Consider the following 14,076-nt stretch of genomic DNA (forward strand, 5'->3'; position numbering starts at 1 on the left):
TCGTCTTTTCACAGGATGGGATTTTCAGCGGTTTACAGTGCAAGCCTGAGCCAGTGGCTGTGCCCGATTAAGGGTCACGGTGCCTTGCGGCGGTGCAGGCTGGCGCTGAATCTCAGCCTTCATCGCCCTCATCGTCATCCCCGCCATCGACTTTCATGCCGAGTTCCTTGATCTTGCGGGTCAAGGTGTTGCGGCCCCAGCCCAGCAGCACCGCAGCGTCACGACGACGCCCGGCAGTGTGCTTCAGTGCTGTCTCGATCATGATCCGCTCGAACGCCGGTACCGCGCTGTCGAGCAGGCTCGACTGACCGCGCGCCAGGGCCTGATCGGCCCACTGACGCAGCGCCTGTTCCCAGTTGGTGACTGGCGCCGAGTCCTGCGGCAGGCTCAGCAGTTCCGGCGGCAGATCGCTGATGTGCACCTCGCGCCCGGACGCCATCACGGTGATCCAGCGGCAGGTGTTTTCCAGCTGGCGCACGTTGCCTGGCCACGGCAGGTTCTTCAGGTATTCCTCGGTCTCGCTTTTCAGCAGCTTCGGCTCCACCGCCAGTTCTTGCGCAGCGCGGCTGAGGAAGTGCTTGGCCAGGGTCGGGATGTCTTCGCGACGGTCCGACAGGCGCGGAATATGGATGCGGATCACGTTGAGGCGATGGAACAAGTCCTCACGGAATTTCCCGGCGTGAACCAGGGTTTCCAGATTCTGGTGCGTTGCGGCGATGATCCGCACATCGACCTTGACCGGCACATGCCCGCCAACACGATAGAACTCGCCATCGGCCAGTACCCGCAGCAGTCGGGTCTGGGTGTCCGCCGGCATGTCCCCGATCTCATCGAGGAACAGCGTGCCGCCGTCGGCCTGTTCGAAACGGCCGCGACGCAGGTTGGCCGCGCCGGTGAAGGCGCCTTTCTCGTGGCCGAACAGCTCGGATTCCATCAAGTCTTTCGGAATCGCCGCCATGTTCAGCGCGATGAACGGCGAGGCCGCGCGCGGGCTGTGGCGGTGCAGGGCGTGGGCCACCAGTTCTTTACCGGTGCCGGATTCGCCGTTGATCAGCACGGTGATGTTGGAGTGGCTCAAGCGCCCGATGGCGCGAAACACTTCCTGCATCGCCGGCGCTTCGCCGATGATTTCCGGGGTCCGGGTCAGGGTCGGTGCGACTTCCAGGCCTTGTTGTTCCTGGGCGTGCTGATTGGCGCGCTTGACCAGCGACACGGCTTCGTCAACGTCGAACGGCTTGGGCAGATACTCGAACGCGCCGCCTTGATAGGAGGCGACAGCGCTATCCAGATCGGAGTGAGCGGTCATGATGATCACCGGCAGCCGCGGGTGCTGCTCGCGGATCCGCGCCAGCAGGTCCAGGCCGCTGGCGCCGGGCATGCGGATGTCGGAGATGATCACGTCCGGCTGCTGGCGCGCGAGGCGGCTCATCACACCATCGGCGCTGTCGAAGCTCTGGGTGGTCATGCCTTCCTGTTGCAGGGCTTTTTCCAGAACCCAACGGATAGAACGGTCGTCATCGACGATCCACACGGTTTCACTACGGCTCATGTCGATGTGGCTCCTTGTTCCAGTGGCAGAAAGATCGAGAACGTGGTGTGGCCTGGATGGCTGTCACACTCGATCAGGCCCTGGTGCTGGCTGATGATGTTCTGGGTGATGGCCAGGCCCAGCCCGGTACCGTCCGGACGGCCGCTGACCATGGGAAAGAAGATGGTTTCCTGGAGTTCCGCCGGAATGCCCGGGCCGTTGTCGATGATCTCGATCTTGGTCACCAGACGATGGCGGACGTGGCCGATGGTGAACTGGCGCATGGCGCGGGTGCGCAAGCTGATGCGGCCCAGGCGCAGCTCGTTCTGGCTGCTGATGGCCTGCATCGCGTTGCGGACGATATTCAGCACCGCCTGAATCATTTGTTCGCGGTCGATCAGGACGTCGGGGATGCTCGGGTCGTAATCGCGCACCAGCGTGATGCAGCCCTGGCTTTCGGCTTCGACCAATTGGCAGACGCGCTCCAGCACTTCGTGGACATTGCACAGGGCCAGCGACGGCAGTTTGTTCGAGCCGAGCATGCGGTCGACCAGATTGCGCAGGCGGTCGGCCTCTTCGATGATCACGTTGGTGTAGTCGCGCAGGCTGTCTTCCGGCAGTTCCCGGGCCAGCAGTTGCGCGGCACCGCGGATGCCGCCGAGCGGGTTCTTGATCTCGTGGGCCAGGCCTCGTACCAGCATCTTGCTGGTTTCCTGCTTCGACAACTGGGCCTCTTCCTTGGTGATCCGCAAAAGGCGGTCACGGGGATGGACTTCCAGCAGCAGCAGGGTCGCGCCGTTGCTGAGGATTGGCGTCACCGCGTAATCCACGGTCAGGGTCTGGCCGGTGAGGGCAGTGAGCATCGCTTCGCGCTTGGTGAACGGGTGCGCCTGCTCCACCGCCTGGCGCAACGAATTGAGCGCCTCGGTGGACTCGGTGAACAGCTCGCTGATGAACTGCCCATGGCTGCGCTGGCCGCTGATGGCCAGCAACATCTCCGCCGCCGGGTTCATGTACTCGAGGCGCAATTCGCTGTCGAGCAGGATGGTGGCGGTGGTCAGGTTGTCGAGTAGCAAGCGATGCAGTGCGTCACTGATGGTCATGAGGACCTCTTTTGGAGCATGGCGCGCGCAGGGATACAGCGCTGATGCGAGGAAAATGCAAAAACCAAACCAAGGCTCCGAAAAGAAGCGTTCAACCCCTGAAACGGGCGTTTGACGCTCGTTTGCGTGGCAGTCGAACCGCTCTGGCGGGTACTTTCGAACCAAAATGGGTTGGAATGTGAGTACGGTGCAGCGTATTGCACCAATATAGTGCGCAAAGCTGAACGACGTCAGAAGAAACGCAGGAAAGGATTTTTCGGTTCGGCGGGTTTGTCTTTCAATGGGCATTCCGGGCGCACGCCGTAGTCGGCGCTGACGCAGGGTTTGACCTGACGTTTCTGTGCCAGGGAAATGCGCTGCATGTGGAATGGCTGGTTGGCGGTTTTCTCCACGGTTCGGCCCTGGGCATCGAGGATCTCCACCGACAGGTTGTGGCTGCCGCGATCGATATTGCTCAGCGGGAACACCGGACTCAGGCCGGGTTCGCCGACGGCCTGGCCATCCAGCAGCAGGCGATACAGGTGACCTCTTTGCAGGCCCGGTTCGCTGGTGACGCTGACGATCAGCTCACCGGCGCTGCTGCGAATGGTTGCGTCCGGCTCGGGGATCAGCACGCGCAGCATGTCGTAGTGGAACAGTGACGGCTCTGCTGATTGCTTCGACGGTGTGACCGGTGCAGCGGCGGTCGGATTCGAGGCCATGCGATTGCTGGTGGCCAGCGGCACACGCTTGGCGTTGCCGTGCGGTTGGTCCGTATAGACACGATTGCCCTGGGCGTCGATGTAAGTGAACACCTCGGCCGATGCGCCAAACGCCATCAGAAACAGGCACAGGGCAATCAATCCCCGCGTCATGGCTTGTGCACCCGCTGCACGGTGAACACCACCGCAGGACTCTGCTGAATGATCGCCTCGCCATTGATCACCTGCACCGCCAGCCGATGCTCGCCCCGGTCAACGTTTACCAGTTGCAGGATCGGCACGTTGCTCGGCTGGCCATAAGGCGCGTCGTCCAGCAGCAGACGCAATTGATGCGGCGGTTGCAGGCGCGGCTTGATCAGTACGCTGACCGTGAACCTGCCGTTGTTGGCGCGCAGGGCTTCTTCGGTAGGCAGGCCGGTCAGCTCGAGCACTTCATAGGCATTGCGCGCAGGCTCGCGACTGGGCGTGTCTGAAGAGGGCGCACTCGGTGCCTGCGGCTGGACGCTGTTGAGCGGCGGCAACTCCACCGACTGCGCCTGCACGCCGTCCGGCGCGTGATCGCTGTACACCGTGTTGCCGCTGGCGTCGGTGTACTTGTAGATCTGCGCGGCGGCGGGCAGGGCGATCAGCAGCAGGAAGAAAAAACCACGACCCATGGATTCGACCGATCAACAATGAGATTGGCTTGCAGCATAGGCCAGGGGCGGCGGTAAGCCCAATCGGGACAATATCCGCTCACACAAACCGTTCAGGATTTATTGTGCGGCGCCAGGCGTAACGGCATTCTCGCGGGCGCCGGACAGGACGCCTGCCTTGTAGTGCTCGATCAGGACCGGCGCACCCTTGGTGTCGACTTCGCGCAACTCGCCTTCCTTTACGTCGTCAACAAAGTTGACGTTGAGGATGTGGCCATTGTCGAGCCTGGTCACCCAAAGGCCTTGGCGTTTGTCATCGCGATATTCACCGCGCTCGGTAGTGCCACGGACAGTCAATTCGCTGAGGCCGTTGAGTTGGCCGTGGGCATAGGTCTGGAATCCGGTGGCGACCCATTCCATGTCGTCGTGGTTGAGAAGCTGCCAACGACCCTCGCGCAAATCATTGTGGAATTCGCCCTCCAGCGTTTGCCCATCCTGGTACAGCGTCCACTGGCCCTCTCGTTTGCCCTCTACGAAATTGCCGGACTCCGAATATTTCTCGTCTTTGGAAGAAGACCACGGGCCGATCCGCACACCCTGCTTGTAGGCACCTTGGGCCGAGAGCGAGCCGGAATCATAAGACACCGATTGGCCGTCTTCGCTGCCGGTGAATTTAGCCGGTTCGGTTTCCCAGGCAATACGCCTCACCCGATAGTTGTAGAGCGTGCGCTTGCCCTCGATGAGCGTCTCGTCGAGCCATCGCCAGAAAGTAACGGTAAGGAACCGGCCGTATTTTTCCTGATAGGTCTTCTTGAAGAAGTAAGGTTCGTCATCTGGCGTCGGGTCGCTCAGTGGGTCGTAGTACTGGCCGTAAAAGCTCACCAGTTTTCCTTGGCTGAAATCGAGTTGGTCGAATTCCGGTATGCCGGACGCTTCAAGGAAGAGGCTGTAGTTGAGCGGGGTGATTTGGCTCAGAGCCTTCTTGATGGTCAGGGCGTCGAGGTGTTTGCGACCTTCGGCGATGCGGTCCAGCGCCGGCTGCAATCGCGTGACGCGGCTGTAGAGGTGGTCGTTGGCGTTGTATTTGTAGGCGTAGATTTTGTAGCGGTCGTTTTGCCGAAAAAGCACGAAGCGGGTCGGATCTTCACTGTCGAGCGACATGAGAAAAACCGACTCGATGCTCGCCTGGCCGAAGTCATCAAGCAATTGCGGACGTTCGCCCGGCGTGTCGCAACGGCAGTAATAGCCTTTGACGCCGTTCGTTTCCTTGATGAACGCCAGAGTCATCGAGCTCTCCTGCAAGCCCTGGATCAGCGGGTGAGCCAGCGGCTTGTTTTCATAGAACTCGGCTGCGCCGACTGTCGAGCAGGTGAGGCCTGCCATCAGGGCGATAGCCCGTAACCACTTCATGCGAATCCCTTCGTCAAGGCGCCGGTCATGGCGCGAAAGCGGCGGATTATCCACGGATGAGCGGGCACAAAAAAGGCCTCCCGAAGGAGGCCTCTTTTTGTCACGCCGCGTAGCGCGGCGCTACCGGATCAGCAGCTGTAGTACAGCTCATATTCCAGTGGGTGTACGAAGGTGCGGACCTTGATTTCTTCTTCGGATTTCAGCGCGATGTAAGCGTCGATGAAGTCGTCGGAGAACACGCCGCCCTTGGTCAGGAACGCGCGGCCCTTGTCCAGCTCTTCCAGGGCTTCTTTCAGGCTGCCGCAAACTTGCGGGATCTCTTTCGCCTCTTCAGGCGGCAGGTCGTACAGGTTTTTGTCAGCTGCGTCGCCTGGGTGGATCTTGTTCTGGATACCGTCCAGACCGGCCATCAGCAGTGCTGCGAAAGCCAGGTACGGGTTGGCAGCCGGATCCGGGAAACGGGCTTCGATACGACGGCCTTTAGGGCTGTTGACGTAAGGAATACGGATCGAGGCGGAACGGTTGCGAGCCGAGTAGGCCAGCATTACCGGGGCTTCGAAGCCTGGCACCAGACGCTTGTAGGAGTTGGTGGCCGGGTTGGTGAAGCCGTTCAGGGCCTTACCGTGCTTGATGATGCCGCCGATGAAGTACAGGGCGGTGTCGGACAGGCCGGCATAGCCTTCACCCGCGAAGGTGTTCTTGCCATCTTTGGAGATGGACATGTGAACGTGCATGCCCGAACCGTTGTCGCCGTACAGCGGCTTCGGCATGAAGGTCGCGGTACGGCCGTAGGCGTCGGCAACGTTGTGTACAACGTATTTCAGGGTCTGGGTTTCGTCGGCTTTCTTCACCAGGGTGTTGAACTTGACGCCGATTTCGTTCTGGCCGGCAGTTGCCACTTCGTGGTGGTGAACTTCAACGGTCAGGCCCATTTCTTCCAGTGCGTTGCACATGGAGGTACGGATTTCGTGGTCGTGGTCGAACGGCGGAACCGGGAAGTAGCCACCTTTCACGCCTGGACGGTGGCCTTTGTTGCCGCCTTCCACGTCCTGGTCGGACATCCACGAGCCTTGTTCGGAGTAGATCTTGAACATCGAACCGGAGATGTCGGACTTGAACTTCACTTCGTCGAAGATGAAGAACTCAGGCTCCGGACCGGCGAATACGGTGTCACCGATACCGGTGGTCTTCAGGTATTCCTCGGCGCGGCGGGCGATGGCGCGCGGGTCGCGATCGTAACCTTGCATGGTCGAAGGTTCGATGATGTCGCAGACCAGGATCAGGGTCGGCTCTTCGGTGAACGGGTCCAGTACGGCGGTTTCGTCGTCCGGCAGCAGGATCATGTCGGAGGCTTCGATGCCTTTCCAGCCAGCGATGGAGGAACCGTCGAACATCTTGCCAACTTCGAAGAAGTCGTCTTCCAGCGCATCGCGAGCCGGCATGGTCACGTGGTGCTGAGTGCCTTTGGTGTCCGTGAAGCGCAGATCAATCCACTTGACGTCATGATCTTTGATGAGTTGAACCGACTTCGACATAGTGTCCTCCGGGTGAATTAGGGCGGGTAGTGGATGCCCTTAATAGTGGTGATGCCGGCGCGAATACTCTGCCAAGGCAACCTGCCTCACAAGGGAGCAAATTGCATGCCAGTGCCCCAGCATGGGTTTTTTGCCCCAAATTCACGCTTCTAAAGGTCGAAAGCGCCTTAAAGGCGAAAATCTCGCCCTTTAATGTAGCGCTCAAATCGAAAAATGACCCGTTTTGGTGCGCGCAAAACCTTCTGCACATTAACTGGTTAAACCTTGAGCAATTTCCGCTATAATCCGCGCCCCCCTTTTTCGGCTGGCCCTGCGCGCGCTGTTTTCATGAAACTAATCGTAAAAGTCTTCCCCGAGATCACCATCAAAAGCCGACCTGTCCGGACGAAATTCATCCGCCAGCTGGCCAAGAACATCCGCACCGTGCTCCGCGACCTGGACCCGGCCGTGGTGGTGAACGGTGTGTGGGACAATCTCGAGCTGGAAACCCGCGTCACCGACCCCAAGGCCCTGAAAGAGATGGGCGAACGCCTGACCTGCATGCCGGGCATCGCGCATTTTCTGCAGATCGACGAGTATCCGCTGGGCGACTTCGACGACATCACCGAGAAGTGCAAGCAGCACTACGGCGATGCGCTGGCCGGGAAGATTTTTTCGGTGCGCTGCAAGCGTGCGGGCAAGCATGCGTTCAGCTCGATGGACGTCGAAAAATACGTCGGCAGCAAGCTGCGCCGTGAGTGCGGCGCTGCCGGAATCGACCTGAAACAGCCGGAAATCGAAGTCCGCATCGAAGTTCGCGACAAACGGTTGTTCGTGATCCACAGCCAGCACAATGGCATCGGCGGCTACCCGCTCGGTGCGCTGGAGCAGACGCTGGTATTGATGTCCGGCGGTTTTGACTCGACGGTTGCCGCGTACCAGATCCTTCGTCGGGGTCTGATGACGCACTTCTGCTTCTTCAACCTGGGCGGTCGTGCCCACGAATTGGGCGTAATGGAAGTCGCGCATTTCATCTGGAAGAAGTACGGCAGCTCGCAACGCGTGCTATTTGTCAGTGTTCCGTTCGAAGAAGTCTTGGGCGAAATTCTCGGCAAGGTCGACGACAGTCATATGGGCGTCGTATTGAAGCGTATGATGTTGCGCGCGGCGTCGAACATTGCCGAACGCCTGCACATCGATGCGCTGGTCACCGGTGAAGCGATTTCCCAGGTGTCGAGCCAGACGCTGCCGAACCTGTCGGTCATCGATTGCGTCACCGACAAGCTGGTGCTGCGACCGCTGATCGTCGCCCACAAGCAGGACATCATCGACACGGCCGACCAGATCGGTACCGGTGATTTCGCCCGGCACATGCCGGAATACTGCGGCGTCATCTCGGTCAACCCGAAGACCGCCGCCAAGCGTGGCCGGGTCGAGCACGAAGAGCAGGAATTCGACATGGCGGTGCTCGAGCGTGCGCTCGCAAACGCCAGACTGGTGCCGATCGATCGGGTGATCGACGAATTGGGCCAGGATTTGCAGATCGAAGAAGTCAGCGAAGCGCTGGCCGGTCAGATCGTCATCGACATCCGCCACCCGGATGCCGCCGAGGATGACCCGCTGGAACTCGCCGGCATAGAGGTACAGACGATGCCGTTCTACGCAGTGAACGCTCGTTTCAAGGAACTGGACCCTACTCGCCAGTACCTGCTGTATTGCGACAAAGGCGTGATGAGTCGCCTGCATGCCCACCATTTGCTCAGTGAGGGGCATGCCAATGTGCGCGTTTATCGACCGAGCTAAGTGCCCGGGGCTGTTTGCCTGTGGCCTGCGTCACCGGCCCCCCGACACCGCCGTCAAGCTGTAACGGCCATGCCGGACACTACTGTCAATCGCTGCCAAGACTTGTCAGCAAACCGAATCCTCTGATCGAGATACACAAGTGATCGAAAATCTACGCAACATCGCCATCATTGCCCACGTTGACCATGGTAAGACCACCCTGGTAGACAAACTCCTGCGTCAATCCGGCACCCTGGAGCGCAACGAGCTCAACGACGAGCGCGTGATGGACTCCAACGACCAGGAAAAAGAGCGCGGCATTACCATTCTGGCGAAAAACACCGCCATCAACTGGAACGGCTACCACATCAACATCGTGGACACCCCGGGCCACGCCGACTTCGGCGGCGAAGTCGAGCGCGTAATGTCCATGGTTGACTCCGTGCTGCTGCTGGTCGACGCCCAGGACGGCCCTATGCCGCAAACCCGTTTCGTGACCAAGAAGGCTTTCGAAGCCGGCCTGCGTCCAATCGTGGTCATCAACAAGGTTGACCGTCCGGGCGCGCGTCCTGACTGGGTTCTGGACCAGATCTTCGATCTGTTCGACAACCTGGGCGCTACCGAAGAACAACTGGACTTCCAGGTTGTTTACGCTTCGGCCCTGAACGGCATCGCCGGTCTGGACCACACCGCCATGGGCGAAGACATGACCGCGCTGTACCAGGCGGTAGTCGACCACGTTCCGCCTCCGGCTGTTGACCGTGACGGTCCGTTCCAGATGCAGATCTCCGCTCTGGACTACAACAGCTTCCTGGGTGTTATCGGTGTTGGCCGTATCGCTCGTGGTCGCGTCAAGCCGAACACTCCGGTTGTTGCTATCAGCGCCGACGGCAAGCGCCGCAACGGTCGTATCCTGAAGCTGATGGGTCACCACGGTCTGCACCGCGTTGACGTTGAAGAAGCAGCAGCCGGCGACATCGTCTGCATCAGCGGTTTCGACGAGCTGTTCATCTCCGACACCCTGTGCGACATCAACAACGTCGAGGCGATGAAGCCTCTGACCGTTGACGAGCCAACCGTTTCCATGACCTTCCAGGTAAACGACTCGCCATTCTGCGGTAAAGAAGGCAAGTTCGTGACCTCCCGTAACATCAAGGATCGTCTGGACAAAGAGCTGCTGTACAACGTTGCACTGCGCGTTGAAGAAGGCGACTCGGCTGACAAGTTCAAGGTATCCGGCCGTGGTGAGCTGCACCTCTCGGTACTGATCGAAACCATGCGTCGCGAAGGCTTCGAGCTGGCCCTGGGCCGTCCTGAAGTGATCATCCGTGAAGTTGACGGCGTGAAGCAGGAACCGTTCGAAAACGTAACCATCGACATCCCTGAAGAATCCCAGGGCAAGGTCATGGAAGAAATGGGTCTGCGTAAAGGCGACCTGAGCAACATGGTGCCGGATGGCAAGGGCCGTGTTCGTCTGGAATACAACATCCCTGCTCGCGGTCTGATCGGTTTCCGTAACCAGTTCCTGACCCTGACCAACGGTGCTGGCATCCTGACCTCGATCTTCGACCGTTACGCTCCAGTGAAGTCGGGCCACATGTCCGGCCGTCAGAACGGCGTTCTGGTTTCGGTTGAAACCGGCAAGGCGCTGACCTACTCCCTGGAAACCCTGCAGGCTCGTGGCAAGCTGTTCGTAGAACACGGCCAGGAGATCTACAACGGTCAGATCGTTGGTCAGAACTCCCGCGACAACGACCTGGGTGTGAACCCGACCAAAGGCAAGAAGCTCGACAACATGCGTGCTTCGGGTAAAGACGAAACCATCGCTCTGGTCCCACCTGTTCGCTTCACCCTGGAACAGGCTCTGGAATACATCCAGGAAGACGAGCTGTGCGAAGTTACGCCTAAGTCCATCCGTCTTCGCAAGAAGATCCTGGACGAAAGCGAGCGTACCCGCGCTGCCAAGAAAGCCAAGGCGTAATTTAGCCCAGGCTTGAAAAAACGCCCCCGGTCGAGAGACCGGGGGCGTTTTTGTTTGTCCGGGATTTATGCGGTGTTTGTGCGGGCCCCATCGCTGGCAAGCCAGCTCCCACAGGGTTTTGGGGGGAACACAAGTTACTTGATCACCAGTAACCTTTGTGGGAGCTGGCTTGCCAGCGAAGGCGGCCGATCAGCCGCCGAACATCTCAGGGCAGATCAGAACTTCTCGATCGACCGCGAATTCTGCACCCGCTCCACTTCCTTCGGCTTGTACGCGCAGTACCCCGGGCGCGGGCCGATCTTCGGGTGGTTGCGGCAGGTGTCAGGGCGCTTGTCATAAATGGTGCACAGGCGGCTCTTACGATCCAGGTAGTAGCAATCGTTGTTGCTCATGCGCTGGAGCGTGAAGATCCCCGACTTCTGATTGAAGCGCTCGACCAGACCTTCCTTTTGCAGACGCTTGGCGATGTTCTTCGGCGGGTCGCCCAGTTCGAACTCGTCGACCACACCGATGCGCACCAGATCCTTGATCTTGACCTCGACCGGCAGCGTGCAGCAGCTGGAAACGCACGAGCCGCACATCGGGGCCGAATATTTGGCCCAGGTATCGAGACGGTCGATCTCGGCTGCGGCGATCAGGTTGGGCTTCATCATCGGTGGTTACCAGGCGTGTGCATCAGGGCGCGCGATCATACCGGGACTGGTGGATTTTTGAACAACCTTTCGCCAGATTTTTTCTTCATGCACCCGCATCGTCCGACAATTCGGCACGGCCCCTGCATTCATTGAGGCATTCGCCAGAGTATTGCCGGTCGATCTCACACTCTCGGTAAAAACTGCCGAACCAGAGCCCTTACCGTCGGTCAGACCGTCTAGGCTCTGACAACTCCCCGCTCGCTCGAGGTCCTATCGATGACTCAAGAACCACTAGTTCGCGAAGCAGAGGTGGCCGCATTCCGCGACGCCGTCCTGACCAAACTCACCTACGCGGTGGGCAAAGACCCGGATCACGCCTTCGACCATGACTGGTTCGAAGCCATCGCCCTGGCGGCGCGCGATCACATGGTCGAGCACTGGATGGACCATACCCGGCAGATCTACCGCAAAGGCCAGAAGCGGGTGTATTACCTCTCGCTGGAATTTCTCATCGGCCGTTTGCTCTACGACAGCCTGAGCAACCTCGGTTTGCTGGACGTCGCCCGTGAAGCCTTGACCGAGCTGGGCGTCGATCTGGAGCGCATCCGCATCCTGGAGCCGGATGCGGCGCTGGGCAACGGTGGCCTCGGACGATTGGCGGCGTGCTTCATGGAAAGCATGTCGACCCTCGGTATCGCTGGCCACGGCTACGGCATTCGTTATGAGCACGGGTTGTTCCGTCAGGCGATTGTCGACGGTTGGCAACAGGAACAGACCGAGCACTGGCTGGATTTCGGCAACCCCTGGGAGTTCGAGCGGCCAGAGGTGGTCTATCCGATCGGCTTTGGCGGCAGCGTCGAGACCGTCACCGACGCCAGCGGCAAGTCCCGGCAAGTCTGGCACCCGGCGGAAACCGTCCGGGCGATTGCCTACGACACCCCGGTGGTCGGCTGGCGCGGGGCGAGCGTCAACACCTTGCGCCTGTGGCGGGCGCGGGCGATGGAGGACCTGCATCTGGAGCGCTTCAACGCCGGTGACCACCTGGGCGCCGTCGCCGAAGTGGCCCGGGCCGAGAGTATCTCCCGCGTGCTCTACCCGGCGGACAGCACCGAAGCCGGGCAGGAACTGCGCCTGCGTCAGGAATACTTCTTCGTCGCCGCGTCGCTTCAGGATTTGCTGCGCCGTCATCGCAACATGCACACCTCGGTGCTGACCCTCGGCGATCACGCGGCAATCCAGCTCAACGACACCCACCCCTCGATCGCTGTCGCCGAACTGATGCGCCAACTGGTCGATGTCTACGACGTGGCCTGGGACGCGGCGTGGCAAGTCACCGTCGATACGCTGTCGTACACCAACCACACGCTGCTGCCCGAAGCGCTGGAAACCTGGCCGGTGGGGCTGATGGAACGCATGCTGCCGCGGCACATGCAGATCATTTATCTGATCAACGCCCAGCACATCGATTCGCTGCGGGCCAAGGGCATCCACGATTTCGACGTGCTGCGCGCGGTGTCGCTGATCGAGGAAGACAACGGCCGACGGGTGCGCATGGGCAACCTCGCATTCCTCGGTTCCCACAGCGTCAACGGCGTGTCCGGGCTGCACACGCAACTGATGCGCAAAACCGTGTTCGCCGAACTGCACAAGCTGTATCCGGAGCGGATCAACAACAAGACCAATGGCATCACCTTCCGCCGCTGGCTGTATCAGGCCAACCCGGAACTGACGTCGATGCTGGTCGATTCCCTCGGCGCGGATGTTCTGGATAACCCCGAACAGCGTCTGCTCGATCTTGAGCCGTTCGCCGAAAAACCAACCTTCCGCAAAGCCTTCGCCGAGCAGCGGCTGCACAGCAAAAAAGCCCTCGCTTACCTGATCCATGAACGGCTGGGGATCGCGGTCAACCCGGCGGCGATGTTCGACGTGCAGGTCAAACGGATCCACGAATACAAACGCCAACTGCTCAACCTGATGCACACCGTCGCGCTGTATCAGGCGATCCGCGCCGAGCCGGAAATCGACTGGGTGCCGAGGGTGAAAATCTTCGCCGGCAAAGCCGCGGCGAGTTATCACCAAGCCAAGCTGATCATCAAGCTGACCAACGACATCGCCCGGGTGGTGAACAACGACCCGACCGTGCGCGGCCTGCTCAAAGTGGTGTTCCTGCCCAACTACAACGTCAGCCTGGCGGAAAGCATCATTCCGGCGGCGGACCTGTCGGAGCAGATCTCCACCGCCGGTTTCGAGGCCTCGGGCACCAGCAACATGAAGTTTGGCCTGAACGGCGCGCTGACCATCGGCACCCTCGACGGCGCCAACGTGGAAATGTGCGAAAACATCGGCGCCGAGCACATGTTCATCTTCGGTCTCAGCGCCCAGCAGGTCGAAGCGCGCAAGCAGAACCACGAGTTCAGCGCGGTGCCGGACATTGCCGCGTCCCATCGCCTCAACGATGTGTTGCAGGCGATCCGCAGCGGGGTGTTCTCGCCGGACGACACGTCGCGCTACACCGGGCTGATCGATTCGCTGGTGGATTACGACCGGTTCTTCGTTTGCGCCGATTTCGACTCCTACTGGGAGGCGCAGATGCGTGTCGATGCGCATTGGCACGACGCCAACAACTGGTGGCGTTCGGCGGTGCTGAACACCTCGCGTATGGGCTGGTTCTCGTCCGACCGGACAATCCGCGAGTACGCCACGGATATCTGGAAGGCACTCGAGTAACTTTTAGCGACAAATGTGCGCCTGGCCCCACGATTGTTGGGCCGGGCCGATATACTGAGC

10 protein-coding genes are annotated in these 14,076 nt (G+C 60.1%); 3 read left to right on the forward strand and 7 right to left on the reverse strand.

What is annotated here, in order from left to right; genetic code table 11:
* Positions 1-112: 112 nt before the first annotated feature.
* The 6 genes from ntrC to glnA all read right to left on the reverse strand — a co-directional run bounded on the left by ntrC (position 113) and on the right by glnA (position 6,912).
* The gene (gene ntrC / locus L6D82_RS00690) at positions 113-1,549 is read right to left on the reverse strand and encodes a nitrogen regulation protein NR(I) (protein WP_007952518.1); all 1,437 of its coding nucleotides are present in this window, start codon (positions 1,547-1,549) and stop codon (positions 113-115) included.
* Positions 1,546-2,631, reverse strand: coding sequence for a nitrogen regulation protein NR(II) (glnL, locus tag L6D82_RS00695; RefSeq protein ID WP_007952516.1), 1,086 nt, complete (start codon positions 2,629-2,631; stop codon positions 1,546-1,548). Before glnL ends, ntrC begins: the two co-directional genes overlap by 4 nt.
* 230 nt (positions 2,632-2,861) lie before the next feature.
* Entirely contained in the window at positions 2,862-3,485 is a 624-nt protein-coding gene (locus tag L6D82_RS00700; protein WP_102687868.1) for a DUF4124 domain-containing protein, read from the reverse strand.
* On the reverse strand, positions 3,482-3,988 hold the full coding sequence (locus L6D82_RS00705) for a DUF4124 domain-containing protein (RefSeq protein WP_236187853.1): 507 nt from the start codon (positions 3,986-3,988) through the stop codon (positions 3,482-3,484). The genes L6D82_RS00700 and L6D82_RS00705 overlap by 4 nt, the downstream gene beginning before the upstream one ends.
* Positions 3,989-4,087: 99 nt before the next feature.
* The gene (locus tag L6D82_RS00710; protein WP_236187854.1) at positions 4,088-5,431 is read right to left on the reverse strand and encodes a toxin-antitoxin system YwqK family antitoxin; all 1,344 of its coding nucleotides are present in this window, start codon (positions 5,429-5,431) and stop codon (positions 4,088-4,090) included.
* 74 nt (positions 5,432-5,505) lie between these two features.
* On the reverse strand, positions 5,506-6,912 hold the full coding sequence (gene glnA, locus L6D82_RS00715; RefSeq protein ID WP_011332032.1) for a glutamate--ammonia ligase: 1,407 nt from the start codon (positions 6,910-6,912) through the stop codon (positions 5,506-5,508).
* A 327-nt stretch (positions 6,913-7,239) separates the two neighbouring features.
* Here glnA and thiI point away from each other — a divergent pair, with 327 nt between their 5' ends.
* Positions 7,240-8,694, forward strand: a complete 1,455-nt coding sequence (gene thiI, locus L6D82_RS00720) for a tRNA uracil 4-sulfurtransferase ThiI (RefSeq protein WP_085746385.1) — start codon at positions 7,240-7,242, stop codon at positions 8,692-8,694.
* Between the two features lie 139 nt (positions 8,695-8,833).
* Positions 8,834-10,654, forward strand: coding sequence for a translational GTPase TypA (gene typA, locus L6D82_RS00725; protein ID WP_007952502.1), 1,821 nt, complete (start codon positions 8,834-8,836; stop codon positions 10,652-10,654).
* Between the two features lie 215 nt (positions 10,655-10,869).
* Here the strand turns inward: typA and L6D82_RS00730 are convergent, their stop codons facing one another.
* Positions 10,870-11,307: a YkgJ family cysteine cluster protein gene (locus tag L6D82_RS00730; protein ID WP_007961740.1), complete on the reverse strand. Its 438-nt coding sequence runs from the start codon at positions 11,305-11,307 to the stop codon at positions 10,870-10,872.
* 258 nt (positions 11,308-11,565) lie between these two features.
* Here L6D82_RS00730 and L6D82_RS00735 point away from each other — a divergent pair, with 258 nt between their 5' ends.
* On the forward strand, positions 11,566-14,016 hold the full coding sequence (locus L6D82_RS00735; RefSeq protein ID WP_236187856.1) for a glycogen/starch/alpha-glucan phosphorylase: 2,451 nt from the start codon (positions 11,566-11,568) through the stop codon (positions 14,014-14,016).
* The last annotated feature ends 60 nt before the right edge of the window (positions 14,017-14,076 follow it).

The organism is Pseudomonas paraglycinae (assembly GCF_021601625.1).
Lineage (GTDB): Bacteria > Pseudomonadota > Gammaproteobacteria > Pseudomonadales > Pseudomonadaceae > Aquipseudomonas > Aquipseudomonas paraglycinae.